The organism is Methylomonas rosea (genome assembly GCF_024505055.1).
GTDB lineage: Bacteria > Pseudomonadota > Gammaproteobacteria > Methylococcales > Methylomonadaceae > Methylomonas > Methylomonas rosea.
The window spans coordinates 1-23,411 of record NZ_JANIBL010000028.1 but is presented as its reverse complement, the minus strand read 5'-3'; the positions used below and the strand labels follow the sequence as shown (position 1 = coordinate 23,411).

Here is a 23,411-nt window from a genome sequence, read left to right as displayed (position 1 = left end):
AAATGGCGGTAACTGAACTACTATTCACCGCTACCAAAATCAACCTGAAGGTATCTCTGTGAAACACTATAAAACATTAGCATTCTTCGCCGCTTTAGCACTGGGCACAGGCTGCGCATCCAGCAATAAAGCACCCGCTGAGTCAGGCGTTCCGGCGGCTCAGTCAAGTACCGCGCCGGACTCGCGCATTGACGGTAACTTTCCCGCGAATAGCCCGTTCGCCAAACTTAAGCTGGGCATGACCCAGGGCCAGGTTCACGAAATTTTGGGCCAACCCACCGACACCAAGTCTTATCAAACCGGCAAAGCCTGGATCCCTTTTTACTTTGGTCCGGACGTGATGCGCACCGATGAGTTTTACAAAGGCGTGGGAATCATCACCTACACCGGGGCCGGCATCGGCGGCGTGCATTGGACCGTGTATCGTGCTATTTACAACGCCGCCGAAGACGGCTATCCGAACGACTAATCAGTAACCTTTGAAGATGATAGCCAACAAGCAAAACAGTTTTGACCATGATGTGGTGGTGGTCGGTGGCGGCCCGGCCGGCTCGACAGCCGCGACGTTGCTGGCGCAATATGGTCATAAGGTTTTGCTGTTGGAAAGTGGCAGACATCCGCGCTTTCATATCGGCGAATCGATGCTGCCGTTTAGTGAACCGGTGATACAGCGCTTAGGCATAGATTGGAGTGCCGGCAATCTGTCGAAAAGCGGGGCGGTGTTCATGGACGAAGCCACCGCACAGCGCATGTATTTCCCGTTGAGCGTACACCGCAAAACCTACCAGATAGAACGCGCCCCCTTCGACCAAATGCTGTTTGAAAACGCCGCGAAACACGGTGTCGAAACGCATCAAGAGGAAAAAGTCCTGGATGTTTCCTTTCAGTCTGACGGAGTCAGCATCATGTCCGATCACAGCCGCTACCGCTGCCGCTATCTGATCGACGCCACCGGCCGCAGCGCGCTGATGGGTAAAAAAGACAAGGGCATCAAACGGATCGAAAATTTGGGCAAGTTTGCGGTGTATACCCACTTCGAGAACATTCAGCCGGGTGAGGAGGCCGATGAACTGTTCCGTTCCGGGAATATTTACGTCCCGGTCGTGGACATTGGCTGGATCTGGATTATTCCCTTGGCCGGGCGGCGCTTGAGCGTGGGCTTGGTGGTGCAGAAGGACAAACCCCGTGACTGTGATACCGAGGAACTGTTACGCCGGTATATGGCCGGTTCGCCAGTCTTGAATCGTTTGCTGGCAGGGGCCGAACAGTCGGCGCCCGCTAGAGTTGAAGCGGATTTTAGCTACACCAACCAGAGCCGTTATGGCGCCCGCTACGCCTGCTGCGGGGATGCCGCCGGTTTTCTTGATCCGGTGTTTTCTTCCGGAGTGTTTCTGGCCTTTACCAGTGCTGCGCGCGTCGCTGACCGCTTGCATCAAGGGCTTGCGGAAGGTCGTGAAGCCGATCCCGAGCTGCATGCCGAAGACGATCAGAATTATCTGTTGGGTTTCAACACGATGCGCCTATTTGTAGAGCGCTTTTACCATTCCAATATTGTCCATAACTTGTTCTTTGAAGCCGACCGGGACCCCGATCTGAAAGGGCAGATTGGTCAGCTGTTGGCGGGTGATTTATGGGTGGACAACAATAAGTTGCAACAAAGTTTGCTGGCCGGCCGCCGAACCGCCAGTTAATATTTCTCCCGAATCCTCTCTGCCGGCACCTGCACGGTGGAATCCAAATCCCAGTTACCACGGCTTTTAGTCATGGACAATTGCAATGCGGACACTGCCCAGCGTGCGCTATTCAATCTAAAAACGTCCGGCGCAGCGCCCATGTGCGTTAGCGTACCGACTTGAGCAGAGGGAATCGCTAGAGTCAAAGTCCCAACCAATGTACTTGGCGGGTATGCAGACATGCACTTAATTTATCCTGATTAGCAAGAATCTTCAGCTGAGCGTCATATGTCAAACGGCTTTGAGATTACGAACGATATCTAGTGATTGGCTTTTAAAGCCTTGCTTGCGTTGCCGTGTTGAAGTCCGCACTTGTGTCAAATTGTGTTTGAGTAGCTAGGTATCACACTGATTTTAGGGATCGGTGAGGATTTCGTGATGTTTCCAATTGCACAATAGCAACGCCACTTGGCTTTCACCTTTAGGAAAATTACGATGAAAAAATACCAATCGCTCTCGCTATCGGCACTGTTTTTGACGGCCATCGCTGCTCCACTGAGTTCGGCACAAGCCGCGCAGGTCACGCTGAGTTTCTCCAATTTGTCCGCCGCCAATGGTGCGGCGCTGACGCCAATCTTCTTGGCGCTGCACAACGGGTCGTTCGATGCTTTTAACGCGGGCGCCGCCGCCTCATCGGCGATCAAATCAGTCGCAGAATTGGGCGACGTCAGCGGCCTAGCCTCCATGTTCGCGGCCAGCAGCGCGGCTGCAGCCGGCGGCATCAGTACAACAGTAACCGCATCAGTCAACGGCTTCGGTCCAGGTGTTTTTCTGCCCGGTGCCAGCGGCAGCATAACCTTGAATCTCGACCCTATGAAAAACCGCTATTTGAGCTATTTCTCGATGGTGGTGCCGTCCAACGACCGCTTTATCGGTAACGATGCGCCGACAGAAATCGAATTGTTCGATGCCCAAGGCAACTTCACCGGTGGTACTTTTGTCGAGAACGGCAGCAGCATTTGGGATGCCGGGACCGAACTGGATGGCGCTGTAGGCGCAGCGTTCGCAGTCGGTTCGAATGCGCTGGATAACCCGGCACAAAACGGCACGATTCAGGCAAACTACGACTTCACTGCCTACCCAGGCCTGCCGACGCCCGCTGGCTATAACTTTACCAATTTTCCCGGCGCGAATACGCCTTTGCTACAAATCAGTGCGGTCTCGCAAGTGCCGGTGCCAGGGGCCGCCTGGTTGTTCGGTAGTGCGTTGCCGTTGTTCGGCTGTATGCGGCGCCGTTCGACGACATCGAACCTGTCGGCTTGAGCTTGACCGGCTATTCGGTATTGTCCAAGCAGTCCGTAATCGTTTAGAACTTATCTAACTGTGACCGGCGCAACGAAGTGGTTTACAAGTATTTGCGGTAGAAAGACGACACTCTCCCTGTCTCCTTTCCTCTGCTTTGCTATTGCTTAATTTTGGAGTGCAAATCTGCATTTACACTCCAGGTTAAAAGCCGTCGCCATAGCCTTGAATTTGCAAGCTAGCCGGCGGTTTACCGGTCTGAAATTGTGCTTTAAGTTCCAGCGTGACCCGCAGTTCGCCAGTCGGCACTGTCACCACTTGTTCGGCGGGCTGCGCGGCCGCGTAAGGGTGCCAGAAGGTCAAGCGATATCGACCGCTTGGCACGACTACGGACCAGCGCCCCTCGTTATCGGAAACACCAAGATAGTCGGCATCGCTGACATAGATGTAGCCCAACATCCAGTCGTGAATGTTACAGCCCAACGCCACAATTCCCGGCTTATCAAATAGCACTGGCTCAGGCGGCACGCCGCTGTATAGTTTGATTTCAAAACGCTTGGCCGTCGAAAACGAATACACGTGATGTTTGATCGCATCGCTATTCGGAAAAAACACGGGCGTGCCGCTGCGCACCGCGAGCACGTGCGGCACGAACTCCCGACTCTTCTGATCCAGCAACATCGCCGCCGACTGCGGTGGCGCTTTGGCTCGACCCGACTGATCCAAGGCTTCTAGGGCGACCACCAAATTCGCCAATGGCCGTCCGCCTGCTTCGGCCAAGCCTCGCAGTTCCTCCGCATCCGCGAGCACTGTCCAGGCCGTCAAAAAAACAGTCGATAACCGACTTGCCACAGCATTTCCTCCTGATAGGCTGATTCGCCGCGCTCCAATCGCGCCGGACGAACACTGTAGATGCTACTGAATTCAAAATTTAACTGGTGCCGCTGAGCGAAGGTCAGGTTGTAATTGACGGTCCACGCTTGGCCGTGTTCGCCGTTGCGATCTTGCGGCAGGTAATCGCGCTCGTCGCTGCCGAAGCGTTCGTAACGGACGCTGAAGCGACCTTCGCCCAGTGGCCGACTGATAAGCCAGGACGCTGACCAAAAGCCAACATCGACCGCGCGTAAATCGCCGTTCAGGTCGCCCATACTGGTTCGACCGATCATAGCTTGGCTGATCAACGTCGTTTCCCAGGGCAATTCAGCTTTACTGCCGACGCTCCAGAACCGAGTATGCCAGCTGTACTGGCCTGCAGATAGTCCTGACGGATCGGCGTTGTTGTCGTAATACATTGCCCGCAGCGTATAGCGCTGAGGGCGCTCTGCAGCTATCCCAGCATAAAATCCTGGTCGACGGTCCACTTCGACAAAGGTCTGGCTGGCGTTTGCCTGTTCAGGAAACAACGTAGGAATACCGATGCCCTCCGGCAAGCGCAGGCGGCCGTTCAGTGTCGATTCGAAGTCATGTAAGGTCCAACCGCGCCATGCCAACATCAAACCTGCGGTATCGTTATTGGCCAAGGCTGCGCCGAATAGGCCGACTCGGTCGCCGGCTTCGGTTTGGTAATCCAGACGCAGTTCGCCGCCGAAGGCCCGAAGCTCCTCGCCTACCCAAGCGTTGATGGTTGACGAACTCAATGTGTAGGGGCTGCTCCAGGCTGTGCCGACGTTCTCCAGAGAAATCGGCGGAAAGAACAGGCCCAAGCGCCCAGCCAGACGCCAGCCGGCGCTGCCGACCGGCCGGTAGGCTAGAAAAGCCTCGGTTAAATCCACTGGCGCTGATTGGAGATCCGCATATTTTAATGTCGCGGTAGCCATCCAGTCCCAGTCCAGGCGGACTTGTAAAGTCGAGGCAGCTTCGTTGATTTGCCAACGGTCACGTGCACCGCCTTCGCGCAGTTTGCCCAAGCCTTGCTCCAGTTGGCCGGGTGCGGCGTCGCTATGTTGATAGCGCAAATCTAAAAGGCCGTGCCAAGTGAATTCCGGAAATTGTCCCTCGTCACTCAGACTTGGCTTTGCTTGAATCAGCAATGCTGAACCAATTAATAAAACTGCTGAGAGATAGCGACACGCGGGAATGGGGCGATGTCCAAAAGTGCCGATGGGTTGTCGGCGACGAGCTGTTGCCTGTGCTGAACTCAAAGTCGATACGATAAATGCGAACACGAGGGCGCTCAAGGGCTGTTGTCGGCAACACTCACCGCTTCGGCTAGCGGCAAATCGAAACGGAATACGCTGCCGATTCCCAGGGTACTTGCAACGTGTAGGCGGCTGCCGTGCAATCGGGCGATTTTTCCGACTAAAATCAAGCCAAAACCGCCGCCATTGGCTCGGGCGCGTCGAGCTAATGGCGAATCCCAATCGCACAAGGTCGGCAAATATTCCGGGGCGATGCCGATACCGGTATCGCAAACAGTGACAGCTACCCGCTCTCCTGCCAGACATGCATCCAGCTGCACCGTGCCCCCCGCAGGTGTGTGGCGGAGGGCATTGTCTATTAGATTAGTAAGCAGCCGTTCGATCAGGCCAATGTCGGCCAAGACCGCTGGCAAAGCAGGGCGCAATTCGGCTTTTAGGGCTATACCGCGTTGATCAGCTTGCAGCCGGTATTTTTGTGAGACATCCTGCAGCAATTCAGCCATGTTGAAGGCTTCCTTATTCAAACTGGCGTCGTCGCATTCCAGCTTGGCCAATTCGAACAACTCCTGCGCCAGCCGGCTCACTTTTTCACTCTGGCGTAATGCGGTGTTCAAGAAGTGCTCTTGTTCCTTGGCGGGCAGGTTGTCGGCCTTGCGCTGCATCGTTTCAAGAAAGGCGTGCAACGCGGCCAGCGGTGTACGTAAATCGTGTGAAACGGATGCTACAAACTCTCGCCGTTCCTGGTCCTTTTGCTGCAACGTAACCAATTGGCCTGCCAATTGTGCGGCGCGGACGAAGGTATCGGCCAAGCGTCCCAGTTCGTCGCTGCGGTCCGTGAGTGGTGTGGATGAAAAGTGGCCACTGACCACGCGTTCGCCGGCTCCCGCCAAGGTCCGCAAAGGTCGCGACAGATTGCGGGCGATTACGACACTGCCGGCCAACGTAGCTAACAAACCGAGCAGCAGTAAACCGGCTGCCAGCAGGAGCATGTGGCGGTATCCGGCGAAGGCGTCGGTGAATTTGATTTGCAACAGCGCAGCGATATGCTGCTCTTGGCCGGCTGCAGGTAATGACAGGACTCGACCGAGATAACGACCTTCAGCGGTCTCGATTGTCGTTGTTAACATAGGATCGAAGTGACTGTTTAGTAGCGCCGAGGCCGCTTCAGATTTGGACGCGGCTAACAATCGGCTTCCGTCTGAGTCGAGAACTGCCAAACCGATTTGCAGCGGCAAAAGGGAATTTTGCCGAAACTGATCAATGCGCTGTTCCTCAACTGCTTGCGCCACCACAACCCAGCCGACCGGCACTGGCGCCAGCACCGGAACTAATGCCCATTCCTGTAAGCGCTCATCCAGTAGACCAAACCACACCTGCGGTCGAACGCTATCGGCATTCGCCAAGGCTTGGGCAACTTTAAACGGCCTGCCTTGCCACTGGCCGCCAGTATCGGCAATCACCCGAAACTGCAGGTCGATAAAAACCGCACGTTGGCCGTTGATGCGCAGTAACAGATTTTCCAAAGCTGAGGCGATCGTGGCTGGATCACCGCTAGTGATAGTGCTGCGAAAACCGAAATCGGCGACCAGTAAGCCGGTTTCTCCGGCAACCCGGGCGGCACTTTCCACCAGTAGTTGGCGAAAAGCCTGTTCAGCGTAGCGTAAATCCTGATCAAGTTGGCGCAACAGATTGTCGCGAACCGCGAGATAAATACACACCACCGTCAGCGCCTGCACTGTGACAAACAGTGCCGCAAATAAGCACGCAATCCGGCTTTGGAAACTCAATTTCATTCAACCGAATCTTCTGGTCCGGCGAATTTATAGCCGAGCCCCCAGACAGTCAAAATTCGCGTTGGATTTGCAGGATCGGCTTCGATTTTGGCGCGCAAGCGGTTGATGTGGGAGTTGACGGTATGTTCGTAGCCGTCGTGACTGTATCCCCAGACCTGATTCAACAGTTCCAGCCTGCTCAGCATCCGCCCCGGATGGCGGGCGAAAAAATTGAGCAAATCAAACTCGCGTGCGGTTAACGCCACCGACTGGCTATCTAAAACCACCGTTCGGTTTTGCGCGTCGATCCGCAGGCCTTGAGTGACAATGACCGTAGTGCTTTGCTCTGCATTAGGCCGATTCAAAGCTGTTGCGCGGCGTAACAGCGCACGCACTCTGGCGACCAGTTCGGCCAATGAGAAGGGTTTGGTAATGTAATCGTCTGCGCCAATTTCCAGGCCGACCACGCGTTGCACATCGCTGGATTTGGAGCTGACGATGATGATAGGCGTATAAACCTGCCTGGCCCGCACTTGCCGGCAAATCTCAAGCCCGTCCACACCGGGCAACATGACGTCCAATAACAGCATGTCGTAATGGTTAGCCGCGATCGCCGCCAATGCAGCGTCGCCGTCGGCTATTACTTCGACTCGGTAACCTTCTTCGCGTAGATTGTCGGCCAGAATCTTGGCGATGTCGGGGTCGTCTTCGACCAGAAGGAGGTGTTTTGCGGCAGGCATCAGCGATTCGGCGAATTAAAAAGGCCGATTATGGGCCAATCGTAAAGTCTTCGCCAATCACGAAAATATCATAAGCTCGTGATATTTTCGTGAGGATTTGACGGCTTGTTTGCCTTTTGGTGGTTGCGATAGCTGAAGAGAAATCATGGACAAACCATAAAACCGCTAACTTTAGTTAGCCAACCAAGGCTAAATTGAGTTACGAGCTCTTTTTGCGGTCATACACGATTCGCCGATTGAGTGAGGCCAAGCACGTCGGCGGCTCGATCCGGATTGATCCCAACCTTATACCATCTGGTATAGCAAAAGCTGCTTTTGCTTTCCGTCCTCGTTTTTTGGGTTCTGCCATTGTTTTGACTCCACGTTTTAGGGAGTCGGAATAAGGCAATTAGGATGTCCGTTATTATTTAACATAATATACATTATGCGTATCATTTATCTACCCGTTAGTCAGCCTAAAACTAATGCTGTCATACCTTTACGTTGATGTGCTATATTGCAGCTTAATGAGAACAATTATTAATTAGCTTGCATGCCGACATATCTTAAAACGCTGGCGACTGGCGATACAGGCCGTATAGTTGGGTTTGATCAATCAGGTGGCGTCTATCGCAAGAAGTTGCTGGCTATGGGTTTAACACCCGGCACCGAATTCACCATTACTCGGTTTGCACCGATGGGCGATCCGGTTGAAATCAAAATTCGCGGTTTTTCATTGTCGCTACGTAAAAACGAGGCGTCGGTCTTACTTATAGAAAAAGTATGAGTATGGATTTTACTGTTGGCGTGGTTGGTAACCCAAATTGCGGAAAAACCACGCTGTTCAATGCATTGACCGGCTCCAAGCAACACGTCGGCAATTGGCCTGGCGTGACTGTTGAACAAAAAACCGGCGAATACACGCACCAAGGCAAGCATATAAGTCTGGTAGATCTACCCGGCACCTATTCTTTAGAAGCCGATGACGACAGTATCTCCCTGGACGAAAAAGTCGCCCGCGATTACGTCGCTTCCCGCCAAGCCGATTTAATCATCAACATTGTCGATGCCTCCAATATAGAGCGAAATCTTTATCTGACCTCGCAGTTGATAGAAATGCGGGTACCGATGATATTGGTCCTGAACATGATGGATGCGGTAAAAAAACGCGGCATCAAGATAGACATCGAACTGCTCGCCAAACAAATGGCTTGCCCGGTAGTCCCGGTTACCGCCGCTACGGGTTTCGGTATTAAGGAATTACGCGACATTATCAACAAAGCCTGCCTCAGCAAGCCCATTCCCGCATTACAAGTCGATTACGATCCGGCTATAGAAACTGCGGTCAGCCAATTACAGGCTCAATTGACCCAGCAATCTATCGATTTGGTTTGCGATAGCCGTTGGCTTGCGCTGCGTTTGCTAGAAAACGACACCTTGGCAAAGCAGCTTGCCGGTCCTGAATTGCTAAAAGTTGCCGAACAAATGCGTGCGGACATTGAAGCCCAAACCCAAGACGAAATCGATATACTCGCCGCCGACGCCCGTTACGGTTTGGTAAACAAACTGGTGCAAGCCTGCGTCTGCAAACTCAACGAGGTTTCCCGCAGTACCACCGACAAGATTGATAGCGTTGTGCTAAACCGCTTCCTTGGTATCCCCATCTTTTTGTTGGTTATGTATGCGATGTTCATGTTTACCATCAACATAGGCAGCGCTTTCGTCGACTTTTTCGACAAAGCCGTCGGCGCATTACTGGTGGACGGTTTAAGCGAAATTTTAACCAGCATGAATTGGCCTGCTTGGCTGGTGGTGTTGATCAGCAGCGGCATCGGTGGCGGCATTCAAGTGGTGTCTACCTTTATTCCCATCGTCGGCTTTTTGTTCATATTTTTATCGATGTTGGAAGATTCCGGTTACATGTCCAGAGCCGCATTTGTGATGGACCGGTTCATGTGCATCATCGGCCTGCCCGGCAAGTCGTTTGTGCCGATGATCGTCGGTTTCGGCTGCAATGTACCGGCTATTATCGCTACCCGCACCTTGGATAACCAGCGTGACCGGGTATTGACCAATCTGATGAATCCCTTCATGTCTTGCGGCGCCCGCCTGCCCGTTTATGCCTTGTTTGCCGCAGCCTTCTTCCCTGTCGGTGGCCAAAATCTGGTGTTTGGTTTGTACTTATTCGGCATTGTAGTGGCGGTGTTGACTGGTTTAATCATGCGCCACACCTTGTTGCGCGGGAACCCTACCCCTTTTTTGATGGAACTGCCCGCTTATCATTTGCCCACATTGCAAGGCGTTTACACCAAAACCTGGGAGCGCTTAAAAACCTTTATCTTCAACGCCGGCAAAGTCATTGTGCCTATGGTACTGGTGTTGAATGTATTGAATTCTTTGGGTACGGACGGCAGTTTCGGTCAGGAAAATAGCGATAAATCAGTACTAAGCGAAATCGGCCGCGCTTTGACGCCGGTATTTCAGCCCATGGGTATTGCTCACGATAACTGGCCGGCGACCGTCGGTATCTTTACCGGTGTACTGGCCAAGGAAGCGGTAGTGGGTACACTGGACGCGTTGTACAGTCAAATGGCCGTATCCGATCATTCAGAAGACGAGAAAAGCTTTGATTTACAGCAAGCCTTGCTAGAGGCTTGTCAAACGGTACCGGACAACCTGACGGCAATTGCCGACAAGCTGCTGGATCCATTGGGATTGGGCATAGCCAATATCTCCGATCAGGCTGCGGCAGCGGAACAGCAGCAAGTCAAACTCGATACTTTCGGCGTCATGCAAGCGCATTTCGATGGCCAAGTCGGCGCATTTGCCTACTTGCTGTTCATTTTATTGTATGCGCCCTGCGTAGCCGCCACGGCGGCTATATACAAAGAAACCAACGGCAGTTGGGCTTTATTTGTAGTGTGCTGGACCACCTTCGTGGCTTACTTGACCGCCACCCTCTTCTACCAAGGCATGACCTATGCCCAGCATCCAAATTCGGCTATCGGCTGGATACTGGCGCTAACGCTTATCTTTGCCGGGGTACTATTCCTGCTGAGATTTTACGGCGTGCGCCAAACTAGTGGAGTCCCGCAATGATATTGTCCGACTTACGTAGTTATTTGCAGGAAAAACGCCGGGTAACCTTGAGCGATCTTGTTTTGCATTTTCATATGGATGCTGATGCCTTGCGCGGCATGCTGGGCAAGTGGATCAATAAAGGCAAGGTGAGACTAAGCCCTGTCGGTGCCTCCTGTGGTACCAGCTGCTGTAAATGCGATCCGACCCTGACTGAGATCTACGAATGGGTAGATTAGTTTAGCGAAGCCGTAACGCTTCGCTAAACTAAGGTTGTTTATTGGCCTTCAGCCAACCAACCTTGTAGCGCATCGATTAACTCTTGCGCTTGTTTTTCGCTGGAAATATTAAATTTGGATTTTTGCTGATATTCGCCGTTGCGCTTTTGATAGCGGCGAATACTAAATCTATCCTGGCTATATTGATTCTTAGCCGGCTCCCAATCCTGATAACGGTAAATCACCGTGGCCCAAGCGCCCTTACTCAGGACTTTTTTGTCCAGTTCCTTGACAGTTTCAACGCCGCCGTCTTCGTAACTAATGGTTAAATCTTCAACGGTTTCAGCCATATATTTCTCAATGAGGTTAGCAACGGCGCGCAGTCTACCATACAAGCGCAGCCATCAAAATGCCGAATCGTCTAACGCGCGATGAACTCGCCAAAGGCGCGACTGCCCTCCCCCGTTTTAATAGTGTTCACCACTTTCAGGGTTTTGGCGTCGATGACGGACACATTGTTGTCAAACCAGTTAGCAACATAGACGTTTTGATCGTCCGGATGTGTGCTGATACCTTCCGGCTTATCGCCCACGGCGATGACTTCAATCTGTTTCAATGTGGCGGTATCAACTACCGATACCGTGCTGTCGTCCTGGTTGGTAACGAACAAAAGACTGTCGTTCAATGCCAGCGACACCGCATAGGGTCTGGCGCCAACCTTGATGGTTGCCAAGCGCTTTAGGCTACGGGCATCCAAAACAGTGACATTGTCGCTTTCGACGTTAGCGGAATACAGACGCTTACCCTGACTGTCCACGGCTATCCCAAACGGGTGCGCGCCGACCTTGGTGGTATTGCGGATGCTCAGTTTACTCAGATCAATTTGCGAAATGGAATCGTCGATGCGATTGGCGACATAAAGCCAACGATTGTCCGGACTGACCGTCATGCCAGACGGAGATTTGCCGACGGTAATGGTTTTTATCTTCGCAAAGGTTTTGGTATCGAAAACCGTCACCGAGTTTTCATACCAATCGGCGACAAATACCTGCTCGCCCTTTCTGTCCGCAGTGATACCCAACGAGGCTCCACCGACCTTAACTTTGGTTAATTTCGTTAGTTTCTCGCCATCCAAAACCGCAAAACCGCCACCTTCCGGGGTGCTGATGTAGACCTGTTTCTTCGCTGGATTCAGCGCAACGCCGGCGGGTTTACCCTCGACTTTGATCGTTTCAATTACTTGCTGGCTTTTTGTATCAATTACCGACACCGAATTATCCAGCTGATTAGTAATAAAGGCCCGCGAATCGGCGCTAACGCCAGATGCGAATACACCCAGCAGTGAAAAAACCAAAAACCAATATCTGATGCGCATGATGAGAATGACAGGAATGGGGAGCGAGGGTTCTCGGCGCGAGCTGCCGAGAACCGGATAAGAACAGCCTAGCGTTTTATGTCGATCTCAACCGCGGCAGAACCTGAGCCCACTTTCTTGGCGATTGCTTCCAGGCCGGATTTCAAAACGTTGGTAACTGCTTTGTCCGCAGCTTCTTCGTTCAATTCCGCTGGTGGATTGTTGTTTACATAAGCACGGTAGTATGTGGCTACCCATTCGATTTCGGCTTTCCCGCCTTTATCGTTAACGGACAGCTCCGCTGCGTAGTTGCCGACTGGTAATACAGGCAGTGGTTCATCTTGGCCGGCGTGTTTGATGGTGCCGGTGGAACTCATGTCGGTGATTTTATATTTGTATGAAAATTTCGCGGCGTCATAGGCTTTTAATTCTTCGGTGATAGTGCCGTTCGCCAAAGTCAAAACGCGGATAGCGCCTTTATTATTGGTACCGTCGCCTTTCACGCTTTTAATGCCTGGGTGCCAAGACATATCGTCGTAGTTCTTGATCAAATCCCACACTTTTGCCGCTGGCGCATCGACAGTAATGGTGGCAGTCATTTTTGCTCTGACCGGACCATGGGCATTGGCTAAACCGGTGAACAAAAATAAAACGGTTGAAACGAGTAGCGAGGTTTTTTTCATAACACTTTCCTATGATGGACACATAAAATGGAGCGGGCGATTATAAAATAAAATCTGTCCGCAAGTATTCGCAAAAGCATGTTTGCGGAAATTTTCCCGACTCTCCCAGTCCGCCTTCGAGTGTATAATGACTACAGCGACTTTTTTCTGGCACGATTACGAAACCTTCGGCATCGATCCGCAACGCGACCGGCCTTGTCAATTTGCCGGCATCCGCACCGATGGTGACTTCAATATCGTCGGCCAGCCCATCATGGCCTACTGCCAGCCTGCCGACGATTACTTGCCACACCCCGAGGCTTGCCTGATTACCGGTATCACCCCGCAATTGGCCGCTGCAAGAGGCGTTTGCGAAGCGGAATTTGCCGCCTTGATTAACCAGCAGCTCGCAGAACCCGGCACCTGCGGCGTGGGTTACAACAGCATCCGCTTCGACGACGAAGTCACCCGCAACCTGCTCTACCGTAATTTTTACGATCCCTATGCGCGCGAATGGCAAAACGGTAACTCCCGCTGGGACATTATCGACGTGGTCCGAGCCGCCAAGGCTTTAAGGCCGGAAGGTATCGAATGGCCGGTCAATGCCGACGGCGTCGCCAGTTTTAAATTGGAAGAACTCACCAAAGCTAACGGCATCGCCCATGAAGCGGCGCACGATGCGTTATCGGACGTCTATGCAACCATCGCAATGGCCAAATTAATCAAACAGCGGCAACCGAAATTGTTCAACTACTTACTGAACAATCGATATAAAAACACCGCGTTAAACCAGTTACAACTCGGCAGCTTTAACCCCTTAATTCATGTCTCCGGTCGTTTTCCGGCCCGGAATAACAGCTTGGCCGTGATCCTGCCCTTAGCTCAGCATCCAAGCAATAGCAACGAAATAATCGTTTACGACCTTTCGGTCGATCCGGCACCCTTGCTTGAGTTAAGTGCGGAAGAAATTCAACAACGGCTGTTTGTTGCCAGTGACGCGCTGCCGGAAGGTATTGCCAGAATCCCGTTAAAAACCGTACATATCAACAAAGCCCCGGTGTTGGCGCCTTTGTCGGTGATACGGCCGGCCGATGCCGAACGCTTGCAGCTGGATTTAGGCTTATGCCGAGCAAATTTGCAGCGGATTCAAGCCGCTCCACCTTTAGCTGGAAAACTGTCGGAAGTGTTTACCCGCGAGTATCAAGATTCACCTGAAGATCCTGATTTGATGATTTACAGCGGTGGATTTTTCAATAACAGTGATAAAGCCATGATGACACGAATCAGACAAGCAAAACCCGAAAAGCTAAAGGAGTTTGCCACCGATTTCGTTGACATCCGTTTGCCGGAAATGCTGTTTCGCTATCGTGCCCGGAATTATCCGCATACCCTATCCATCGAAGACGCCCAGCTCTGGCAGCAATATTGTCGCGACAAGCTAAGCGGTGCACTGACGAATGGCTGGCTGACGCTGCAACAGTTCACTGCCAAAATTACGCTAATGCGGGAGGAACCCAATGCAAATCAAGGGATACTGCACGAGCTAGCGGTTTATGCGGAAAATCGACGCTTAAAATTTTCAAATTGACGATTTGAAAGCCATTAGTTCGTTTCAGGAATAAGGCGCTTTTAGCGTTATGCCGTATAATGCAAACCATTTGAGTAAATTTCGACCGAGGCATCATGAGCATTACCCTGTCTAACCGCGTAAAAGCGGTCAAACCCTCTCCTACCCTGGCTATTACCGCCCGTGCCGCCGCGATGCGCGCTGCCGGCAAAGACATTATCGGTCTGGGAGCCGGCGAGCCGGATTTTGATACGCCGGATCATATTAAAGCCGCCGCTATTAAAGCTATTAACTCAGGCTTTACCAAATACACCGCAGTAGACGGTACCGCCGGCTTAAAAAAAGCCGTTATCGCCAAGTTCAAACGCGACAATGGCCTGGATTACCAAGCTAACCAAATCCTGGTGTCCTGCGGCGGCAAACAAAGTTTTTTCAATCTGGCCCAGGCATTACTAAATCCCGGCGACGAAGTGATCATCCCTGCGCCTTACTGGGTATCCTATCCGGATATGGTACTGCTGGCGGATGGCGTACCGGTGATTATAGAAGCCGGTCAAGCGCAAAATTTCAAAGTCACCCCGGCACAATTACGCGCGGCCATCACCCCCAAAACTCGCTTATTGGTCATTAACAGTCCGTCCAACCCGACCGGAGCCGCTTATAGCCTGGAAGAATTAAAAGCGCTGGGCGACGTGTTATTGGATTTTCCCGAGGTATTGATCGCTACCGACGACATGTACGAATTAATCCTGTGGAACAAAGGCGAATTCGTCAACATTCTCAACGCCCACCCCGGCTTTTATGATCGCACCATCGTCTTAAACGGTGTATCCAAAGCTTATTCCATGACCGGTTGGCGGATCGGCTATGCGGCAGGACCAGCGCCCTTGATCGAAGCGATGTGCATCATTCAATCGCAAAGCACCTCCAACCCAACATCGATTTCGCAAGTGGCTGCCGAAGAAGCCCTGAACGGCGACCAAAGTTGCATAGATACGATGATGGTGGAATTTAAAAAGCGTCACGATTATGTGGTCGCCGAACTAAACAGCATTGATGGCATTGAATGTTTGCCCACCGACGGCACCTTTTACGTGTTTCCCAACGTGGAAAAACTGCTGAGCAGACTGGACGGTATCAACGACGATCTGGAATTTGCCGAATTCTTAATCGAAAAAGCCGGCGTGGCCCTGGTGCCAGGCTCCGCTTTCGGTTGCCCGGGCCACATCAGAATCTCCATTGCCACCAGCATGACCAATCTGGAAAATGCCTTGCTCAGAATCAAACAAGCGGTTTAAGGCCTATTAGGGTTTGCCATCGCCAACGGATAAACCGAGATTGATTTGCCATTTTTCAATTGACAAATTTAATCAATGCTATAGAATTCGCGGCCTTCGCACTTCATCAGTAAGAAGGCCTCGGTGGCGAAATAGGTAGACGCACGAGACTTAAAATCTCGCGACCGAAAGGTCGTACCGGTTCGATTCCGGTCTGAGGCACCATAAAAATTAAGGACTTTGGTTTACACCGGGTCCTTTTTTTATGCCTAATGATTGCCACGTTCCCTTTGAATAACGCCTTGGTAAAACTGGTTGAACATGAAGAAAATATTTCACTTTAAACGCAGAAATCCGCCGCTGCTATGGCGTCTCAAGTGGTTTATGGTTTTAATCACCATCGGCTGCTTGGAAATACTCCCGGTCCCGGTCACCGACTCAATCCTGATATTTGTCTTAATCTACAGACCACGATGGTTCAAAAACGTGGTCGACAAGCTCTATTCTCATCTTCCCTCTGCATCAACAGAGGAAAGCGAGCTATCCTATTTTTCCAAATATCAATTGGATCACCCCAAGCATTTCAATAAGTAACAGCAATCAGGCCGGTCCGGATTTATATGTCGAGCTAATTCCTCGTCAGCAAATATCCTTCGGAAAAGCCGGGCGAGATTTACTTTGGCCGGCTGATTGCCACTAAAGGTACTTGGTAGACCAAGTGTCGGCTAGCGGACATGGAAATTAATAAGGACATATGCCCAATCCCACTCCTAAGCACTTACCGCACTACCAACTTAGCCCTTGGGCCAAGTGGCTCGCTAAAGATCACCGCTTTCACGCGTTTGCCATCGAGCAAGAAACATTGGTGTTAGTCGATGAGCGCCAACGGAAACATAACCTCCACCTACTGAGTATTCAGCCAGGCATTGGCATCGAGTCCGGCTGGTTTTGGGACACCTTACTTTTTACCCAAAAAGACGGCATAACCTTACGCTTCGGCGGCGTCGAAAAAGCGCAATCGGCGATGTTGCAGTTGTCTCTGAAACGCCACATTAATCAACATATTCAACGGTTCTACCAACAGTTTGCGCCTGCCCTAGCGCAAGCGGCCCAAGAAGCCAGACTGATCTTTTGCGGCCAACGTTATATCCGCCGCGCCGTGGCAGAACGGTGGCTCGGTAATCATTTGTGGCTGGCGACGGGAATCAAGCTGAAGGATTGTCTGCAGCATTTGCCAGCCGAGCTTCATCAGGATTATCTGGCTGTTTGTCCGCTAATGGACGACACGCACCAGCAGGTTGCGAGGCTTAATCAAGCATTTATCGATCAACAAAACCAGCTGTACAAAGACTTTTTTGATCAAGTCGAAACCAATCCGCTGACCGAAGCGCAACGTAAGGCTTGTATCATCGACGAACAGCACAATCTGGTGCTGGCCGGCGCGGGTACCGGCAAGACCAGCACCATGATCGGCCGCGCCGGTTATTTGATCAAAGCCGGTCTGGCAAACCCCGAACAGATCTTGATGCTGGCCTACGCGCGCAAGGCAGCAGAAGAAATGGACGAGCGCATCCAGTCGAAGTTGGGGATTGAAAATCTGACGGTAAAAACCTTTCATAGCCTGGGTTTACGCATCATTAGCCAGGTTGAAGGTGTGGTGCCGTCCATCGACAAAATGGCGGAAGACGACACGCTGCGTGCTGCGTTTGTCGATAGTCAAATTCAAAGCCTGCTGGAAGATGAACGCTATCGCTCGCGGCTGTTGACCTATTTCCTACGCTTTGCCTATCCCTACAAAAGCCAATTCAATTTCAAGAGCCTGGGTGCCTACAATGCCTACATCCTCGAAAACGATATTCGTACACTGCAAGGCGAGATCGTCAAAAGCTACGAAGAATGCGAGATCGCCAATTTCTTGTATCGACAAGGGATTGCTTATCAATACGAGGCCAATTACCAGGTTAACACCTCCGGCCCAGACTACCGCATCTACCAACCGGATTTTTTCCTACCGGCTTACGGCATTTACATCGAACATTTTGCTGTAAACGAACACAACCAAACGCCGCCTTTTATCAATAAAGAAGACTATTTGGCCGGCATGACCTGGAAACGGGCGCTACACGCAAAATATCAAACCCCGTTGATCGAAACCTACAGCTACTTGAAGCAACAAGGGCGATTGACCGCAGTACTCAGCGAAAAATTACTGACTGCCGGCGTTCAGTTCAAACCCTTGCCGCAGAACGAGCTACTCGACCAACTGAATCAGCTGGGCCGGGTATCCGAATTCAGCAAACTGATGGCGCAAATCCTCAGCCTGTTCAAAGCCGCTTACCTCAGCATCAAACAACTGGTCGAAAAAGCCGAGAAGCATGAAGACCTGGAACGTATGCGCGCCGCCGCGTATTTATTCGAACCCATCTATCAAGCTTATCAGCAACGGTTGCGCGACAACGCCACCATCGATTTTGACGACATGATTGGCCGCGCCATAGACTACGTCGAATCCGGCCGTTTTCCATCGCCATACCGATATTTGTTGGTGGACGAATTTCAAGATATTTCCGCCAGCCGGGCGCGCTTGCTAAAAGCCCTGATGGCACAGCAAGCCGAAGCCAGCTTATTTGGCGTTGGCGACGACTGGCAATCCATCTACCGCTTTACCGGTAGCGATGTCGCACTGACCAAAGACTTTCAAGCCCACTTTGGCGACACGGCAACCAGCGTGCTGGATCAAACCTTTCGCTTCAATAACAAAATCGGTGAAGTGGCGTCACGTTTCGTCAGCCAAAACCCCAGCCAAATCGACAAACAGATTCGTAGCTTACGGCTGGTCGAACAGCCCGCCGTATCCCTCATCAAAACCGATCAGGATTTGACCGGCATGCAAGCGGCACTCGATGCCATCGCCGGCAAGGCCAAGCCATCCGCCAGTGTGTTAATGCTTGCGCGCTTTAACTTCAAACGGCCCGATGTCGCCGCCTTAAAGCGCCGCTATCCCCAGCTGTCGCTGCAATTCATGACGGTACATGCCTCCAAAGGCAAAGAAGCCGATTACGTGATCGTGTTTGGTTTGGATAAGGGCGAGCACGGCTTTCCGTCAGAAAAAGCCACCCATCCCTTGCTGGAATTATTGCTGCCACAGGCCGAGGCCTTTGCGCATGCCGAAGAACGCCGCCTGTTTTACGTGGCTCTGACGAGGGCGCGGCATCACGTGTATTTGGTCACCAATGGTCTTAACCCGTCACCATTCATCAGAGAGTTAGTCGACGGCGACTATGCCGTCAGCATCGACGAATTTACCGGGCCCGGCTTTCAAGACCGGATTTCCAATATTCCCTGTCCAGTTTGCAAAACCGGCTGGATGGTGCCCCGAGATAGTCAGTACGGCAGCTTTTTTGGCTGTAACCAATATTCACTCTGCAATCACACGCAGCGGGCTTGTCAGTGGTGCGGCGGCGGTTTGAAAACCCATGGCCGCTTTCGTATTTGTGAAAATCGTCGTTGCGACTTTGTCGAACCGATCTGCCCCCGTTGCCAAGGTGGCATGGTGCTGCGCAAAGGACCGCATGGCCAATTCTGGGGCTGTTCGCATTACCGAAAAAACACGGCGTTTTCCTGTTCCCACACCGAACAATTTATCGATCTAAAAGCCGCCAAGGTTAAATCAACAGTCAACGCCGACTAAGAGCAACGCTTGGCATGATCTAAACTTGGTCCGATCTAACTAGTGAACTACAGAGATGAGTGACGAGAAACGCCTACCCACCACCCAACTGGCCAAATTGCGCGGCGTGTCCCAAGAGCAAATGTTCGGGCAGTTGACTGCACTGGGCCTAATCGAGAAACAAGAGGACAAATGGCAGTTAACCGATGCAGGCACTGCCGCCGGCGGTGTCTACCTGACCGGTAAATATGGCCAATACGTCGCCTGGCCTGAGGATTTCCAATTGCCAACCGCCGTTGCCAAACCGGAAGCGGCTAAGCTACTAACTGCCACCGTGTTGGGGCAACACTTTGAACTGTCCGCCAACAAAATGAATTACATCCTTTCGGAGCTCGGCTGGATCAAAAAAGGTTTGAAAGGCTGGCTGGTCACCGAGCAAGGCTTGGCGATGGGTGCCGAACAAGGCGAAGACAGCCGTTCCGGCATTCCTTATGTGCGCTGGCCGGAAAAAATCACCCGCAATCGGGCATTGAAAGACAACGTCGATAACATCAAGGGCGTCGATAAGCCCAAAACCGATACCGACAAGATGGACAGCTTCCGCCACAAGTTTGAAGCCACCCACCGCACCACCGACGGCCACTTCGTCCGTTCCAAAGCGGAAATGCTGATCGACAACTGGCTGTACATGGCAGAAATCGTCCACGCCTACGAACGCAAACTGCCGATCGAAGAAGAAATTTACTGCGACTTTTACATTCCTACCGGCAAGGTCTATATCGAGTTCTGGGGCTACGAAAACGACGTTAAATACCAAGCCCGAAAACAGGAAAAACTCGCCATTTACAATAAGTACAATTTCAATTTGATTGAATTGACCGATAAGGACGTGTTGAATCTGGATGATATTTTGCCGAGATTGTTGTTGAAGTTTGGGGTGCAGGCTTATTGATTTCAATTCAACAGCTCAAAACATTTATGCCGGATGAACTTGAAAAAGCCATTGACGACATTGGCCTCGCGTTTGGTTCGCAATACACGTTAACTTTTTGCTAGGCGTTTAAGGAAATTGCTGCTTTACAAAAAACTGGACTGCCTGAAACAAGAGAAAAAGGCTTTAATGCAGCAGTTATTGACTGGTAAATAAATGCAGAGTGATTTGCCAAGTAAAAATGCATAATCACTTAACCATTTTTTGAATTGATTATTTAGTTTAGAGGTATTTAAATGAGCTTAAAATTCACAGGGAATTTTACCGAATTACAAGCAAAACTCTCGTCGCTCAATGGACAATGGGATAGCTCTCAGCCGAATAAACAAGTTTTACGGCGAGGAGATGGGGTACTCAATTGGTTCGAATCGACAGGCACAATACAATTCCAAGGTAAGGGAGCAGATAAAGATTTTCTGGAGCAAAAAGTTCCGAATCTACTTTACCCGAAACAATTCCCTGAACCAACTTTAGCTGAGACAGTTCAAGACTCACCTGAGAAACCTGGTCACACCGAATCTTTAACACCTGTACAGTGCTCGATAGAACGGAAGTATTTAGAGTCAGGTGTCAACGATAGTGAGATCGTTATTGGCATTGTCAGTGCAGTTGGAACTGAGTCGAAACGTGTTATCGACCCATTAAAAGATCGATTAAAAGGTTTTGGCTATACGGTAGAAGAAATTCGAGTATCCAGTATTCTGCCATCTTATGCGGGAGAGCCTAAAGAATATGAACGTATAAAACATTATATGAAGGCAGGTGATTCAATTCGCCAACAAAGCAAAAACAACGCGATACTTGCCGCTGGTGTTAGTAAAAAGGTTGCAGAAAGTCGTAAAGATAGTTCTGCTGAAAAACGGGCATACATCATTAATTCGCTAAAACACCCGAATGAAGTCGAATTTTTGCGAAAAGTCTATGGTGAAGGATTTTATCTATTCGGAATTCATGCAGATGTAAAAAGACGGCATAACTTTTTGACTCAAGATAAAGACTGCACCCAAGATCAGGCAGATGAGTTGATCAAAATTGATGAAGATGAGAGCTTTAGCCATGGTCAAAAGACCAGGGATACTTATCATTTATCAGATTTTTTCTTGAATTTAGGAAAAAATGACGATCAGGTAAAGCATACCTTGCAGCGTTTCCTTCAGCTGATCTTTTCTCATCCATACAAGAATCCAACATTTGATGAATTTGCCATGTTCATGGCATTCAACAGCTCTGTAAGATCAGGTGACCTATCACGGCAAGTCGGTGCCGTAATCACTCGTAACCAACAAATTATTGCAACAGGTGCAAATGATTGCCCTCAGTCAGGTGGTGGTTTGTATTGGGCGGAAGTCGATACGGATACGGGAGAAGTGAAAGACAAACCGGATGGCAAAGACTATATGCGCGAAGAGGATTCAAATAAGCGAGCGCAAGCGGAAATTATCGCTGAAATCGCTAATTCAATTAATGCGCACGACCTGATTAATGCCGACAAGATGCCGGAACTAGAGGAAATTCTTAAAGAAAGCAAAATTTCTGATTTAACTGAGTTTGGGCGGGTGGTTCATGCGGAGATGGAGGCACTTCTATCTTGCGGAAGAGCGGGAATTTCCACCACAGAAGCAACGCTTTATTGCACGACCTTTCCCTGTCATAACTGTGCAAAACATATTATCGCAGGCGGTATTAAGCGTGTCGTCTACGTCGAGCCTTATCCAAAAAGTCGCGCTTTAGAATTTCATTCAGAATCTATACAGCCAAAATTAAAGCTAGAAGACAAATCAAATAGTGGGCTTGTCATTTTCGAACCGTTCATTGGCGTTGGCCCCAGACGATTCTTAGATCTATTCTCCATGAATTTGGGTTCAGGTTCGAAGTTGCGCAGAAAAGCGAAAGACGGAAAAACCTTGGATTGGAAGAAAGAAACAGCGGTAATCCGTACTCCTTTATTGCCGAAGTCGTATTTGGACATTGAACATGCAGCTTCAGAAATTTGGCAAGAAGCTTGCCGATAAATATGGGAGTGAGGAGCGTAGGTTGATTAGGTAACGAACCCCAACATGGATAGTCATTTGCAAGATTGCTAATTTTCATCGTTCCCACGCTCCGCGCTCATCGTTATACACAAGTCACCCAAAGACTAAACTACAAGGAAACACATAGACGATGGAGAATGGCGATGAGCAACTGGGCCGAAGACGAAGTCCAAACCGCTGATCTGGACGATCAGCGCCTGAACAAGCGTTTGGCATTGTTATTGGAGCGATTAGGCGAGCATCCCCAACTCAGTATTCCGGTGGCCTGTGGCGGTTGGAAGGAGACACTGGTGGCTTACCGGTTTTTCGACAATGACAAGGCGACCTTCGAGAAGATCTTGGCGCCGCATCGAGACTCGACGGTCGAGCGAATGAAGAGTTGCCCGGTCGTGCTGCTGGCGCAGGACACGACGGCCTACGACGAAAACATTAACTTGGGGCCCAAAGGCCTTGGCACCTTGAAAGACGTGACGAAACGCTCGCGCCGGCTCCATCCGACCGTTGCCTTTACGCCGTCGCGCATTTGTTTGGGCATCGTCAAGGCGGCGTATTGGGCGCGCGACACCGCCAGCCCTCGCCAAGCGCGGCGGTGCAAAGGCGTGGACGAAAAGGAAAGTCGGCATTGGCTGGAAAGTTATCAGGACAGTTGCGCGTTACAGACGCAAATGCCGGACAGCTTGTTGGTCAATATCGCCGACCGCGAAGGCGACCTCTATGAATGGTTTGCCGAATACCTGGACTACGCGTCGACGGTTCGCGCCCAATGGATCATTCGTGCGACGCAGAACCGAGACCTTTTGGTCGAGCCCGATACTGCGGCGAAATGGCTGTGGGCCGCGCTGGAACAAGCCCCTGTCTTGGGTCATGCCGATGTTCACGTCAAACCCAGGCCGAACCGCGCGGCGCGACTGGCGCACATCACGCTACGCGCCGCCACGGTGACGCTCAAGCCGCCGA

20 protein-coding genes and 1 tRNA gene are annotated in these 23,411 nt (G+C 51.1%); 13 read left to right on the top strand and 8 right to left on the bottom strand.

The window, feature by feature from the left end; all coding sequences use genetic code 11:
- Nucleotides 1-58: 58 nt before the first annotated feature.
- Together bamE and NP589_RS10380 are read left to right on the top strand one after the other, a co-directional pair.
- Nucleotides 59-469: an outer membrane protein assembly factor BamE domain-containing protein gene (gene bamE / locus NP589_RS10385; protein ID WP_256606913.1), complete on the top strand. Its 411-nt coding sequence runs from the start codon at nt 59-61 to the stop codon at nt 467-469.
- A 16-nt stretch (nt 470-485) separates the two neighbouring features.
- Complete coding sequence (locus NP589_RS10380) at nt 486-1,691, top strand: NAD(P)/FAD-dependent oxidoreductase (RefSeq protein WP_256606946.1); 1,206 nt, start codon at nt 486-488, stop codon at nt 1,689-1,691.
- On the opposite strand, the gene NP589_RS10375 is transcribed toward NP589_RS10380, so the two are convergent.
- The gene (locus NP589_RS10375; protein WP_256606912.1) at nt 1,688-1,915 is read right to left on the bottom strand and encodes a hypothetical protein; all 228 of its coding nucleotides are present in this window, start codon (nt 1,913-1,915) and stop codon (nt 1,688-1,690) included. The genes NP589_RS10380 and NP589_RS10375 overlap by 4 nt on opposite strands.
- A 253-nt stretch (nt 1,916-2,168) precedes the next feature.
- On the opposite strand from NP589_RS10375, the gene NP589_RS10370 reads away from it, so the two are divergent.
- Nucleotides 2,169-2,996 (top strand): spondin domain-containing protein, encoded by an 828-nt coding sequence (locus NP589_RS10370; RefSeq protein WP_256606911.1) that lies wholly within the window; start codon nt 2,169-2,171, stop codon nt 2,994-2,996.
- Between the two features lie 183 nt (nt 2,997-3,179).
- On the opposite strand, the gene NP589_RS10365 is transcribed toward NP589_RS10370, so the two are convergent.
- The 4 genes from NP589_RS10365 to NP589_RS10350 form a co-directional block, all read right to left on the bottom strand.
- Entirely contained in the window at nt 3,180-3,827 is a 648-nt protein-coding gene (locus tag NP589_RS10365; RefSeq protein ID WP_256606910.1) for a methylamine utilization protein, read from the bottom strand.
- On the bottom strand, nt 3,797-5,005 hold the full coding sequence (locus tag NP589_RS10360) for a hypothetical protein (RefSeq protein ID WP_256606909.1): 1,209 nt from the start codon (nt 5,003-5,005) through the stop codon (nt 3,797-3,799). Before NP589_RS10360 ends, NP589_RS10365 begins: the two co-directional genes overlap by 31 nt.
- Nucleotides 5,006-5,148: 143 nt before the next feature.
- Nucleotides 5,149-6,906 (bottom strand): sensor histidine kinase, encoded by a 1,758-nt coding sequence (locus NP589_RS10355; protein WP_256606908.1) that lies wholly within the window; start codon nt 6,904-6,906, stop codon nt 5,149-5,151.
- Nucleotides 6,903-7,625: a response regulator transcription factor gene (locus tag NP589_RS10350; RefSeq protein WP_256606907.1), complete on the bottom strand. Its 723-nt coding sequence runs from the start codon at nt 7,623-7,625 to the stop codon at nt 6,903-6,905. Before NP589_RS10350 ends, NP589_RS10355 begins: the two co-directional genes overlap by 4 nt.
- Nucleotides 7,626-8,157: 532 nt before the next feature.
- Here NP589_RS10350 and NP589_RS10345 point away from each other — a divergent pair.
- The 3 genes from NP589_RS10345 to NP589_RS10335 are packed head-to-tail and all read left to right on the top strand — an operon-like array spanning nt 8,158 to nt 10,921.
- Nucleotides 8,158-8,391 (top strand): FeoA family protein, encoded by a 234-nt coding sequence (locus tag NP589_RS10345; protein ID WP_256606906.1) that lies wholly within the window; start codon nt 8,158-8,160, stop codon nt 8,389-8,391.
- The gene (gene feoB, locus NP589_RS10340) at nt 8,388-10,703 is read left to right on the top strand and encodes a Fe(2+) transporter permease subunit FeoB (protein ID WP_256606905.1); all 2,316 of its coding nucleotides are present in this window, start codon (nt 8,388-8,390) and stop codon (nt 10,701-10,703) included. Before NP589_RS10345 ends, feoB begins: the two co-directional genes overlap by 4 nt.
- On the top strand, nt 10,700-10,921 hold the full coding sequence (locus NP589_RS10335) for a FeoC-like transcriptional regulator (RefSeq protein WP_064010863.1): 222 nt from the start codon (nt 10,700-10,702) through the stop codon (nt 10,919-10,921). Before feoB ends, NP589_RS10335 begins: the two co-directional genes overlap by 4 nt.
- A 38-nt stretch (nt 10,922-10,959) precedes the next feature.
- Here the strand turns inward: NP589_RS10335 and NP589_RS10330 are convergent, their stop codons facing one another.
- From NP589_RS10330 to NP589_RS10320, 3 genes are all read right to left on the bottom strand, one after another.
- The gene (locus NP589_RS10330; RefSeq protein WP_036272448.1) at nt 10,960-11,250 is read right to left on the bottom strand and encodes a hypothetical protein; all 291 of its coding nucleotides are present in this window, start codon (nt 11,248-11,250) and stop codon (nt 10,960-10,962) included.
- Between the two features lie 71 nt (nt 11,251-11,321).
- A complete protein-coding gene (locus tag NP589_RS10325) occupies nt 11,322-12,275 on the bottom strand; it encodes a YVTN family beta-propeller repeat protein (RefSeq protein WP_256606904.1) in 954 nt (317 codons plus the stop codon).
- A 68-nt stretch (nt 12,276-12,343) separates the two neighbouring features.
- Nucleotides 12,344-12,937, bottom strand: coding sequence for an SRPBCC family protein (locus NP589_RS10320; RefSeq protein WP_256606903.1), 594 nt, complete (start codon nt 12,935-12,937; stop codon nt 12,344-12,346).
- 127 nt (nt 12,938-13,064) lie between these two features.
- On the opposite strand from NP589_RS10320, the gene sbcB reads away from it, so the two are divergent.
- The 7 genes from sbcB to NP589_RS10285 form a co-directional block, all read left to right on the top strand.
- Nucleotides 13,065-14,504: an exodeoxyribonuclease I gene (gene sbcB / locus NP589_RS10315; protein ID WP_256606902.1), complete on the top strand. Its 1,440-nt coding sequence runs from the start codon at nt 13,065-13,067 to the stop codon at nt 14,502-14,504.
- Nucleotides 14,505-14,599: 95 nt separating this feature from the next.
- Complete coding sequence (locus NP589_RS10310) at nt 14,600-15,781, top strand: pyridoxal phosphate-dependent aminotransferase (RefSeq protein WP_256606901.1); 1,182 nt, start codon at nt 14,600-14,602, stop codon at nt 15,779-15,781.
- A 117-nt stretch (nt 15,782-15,898) separates the two neighbouring features.
- A tRNA-Leu gene (locus NP589_RS10305) sits at nt 15,899-15,985 on the top strand.
- Nucleotides 15,986-16,514: 529 nt separating this feature from the next.
- On the top strand, nt 16,515-19,451 hold the full coding sequence (locus NP589_RS10300) for a UvrD-helicase domain-containing protein (protein WP_256606900.1): 2,937 nt from the start codon (nt 16,515-16,517) through the stop codon (nt 19,449-19,451).
- 55 nt (nt 19,452-19,506) lie between these two features.
- Entirely contained in the window at nt 19,507-20,382 is an 876-nt protein-coding gene (locus NP589_RS10295; RefSeq protein ID WP_256606899.1) for a glycerol kinase, read from the top strand.
- 275 nt (nt 20,383-20,657) lie between these two features.
- Complete coding sequence (locus NP589_RS10290; RefSeq protein WP_256606898.1) at nt 20,658-22,433, top strand: anti-phage dCTP deaminase; 1,776 nt, start codon at nt 20,658-20,660, stop codon at nt 22,431-22,433.
- A 164-nt stretch (nt 22,434-22,597) separates the two neighbouring features.
- Nucleotides 22,598-23,411 (top strand): IS4 family transposase (locus tag NP589_RS10285; protein ID WP_371929663.1); only part of this gene is annotated, 814 nt, incomplete at its 3' end.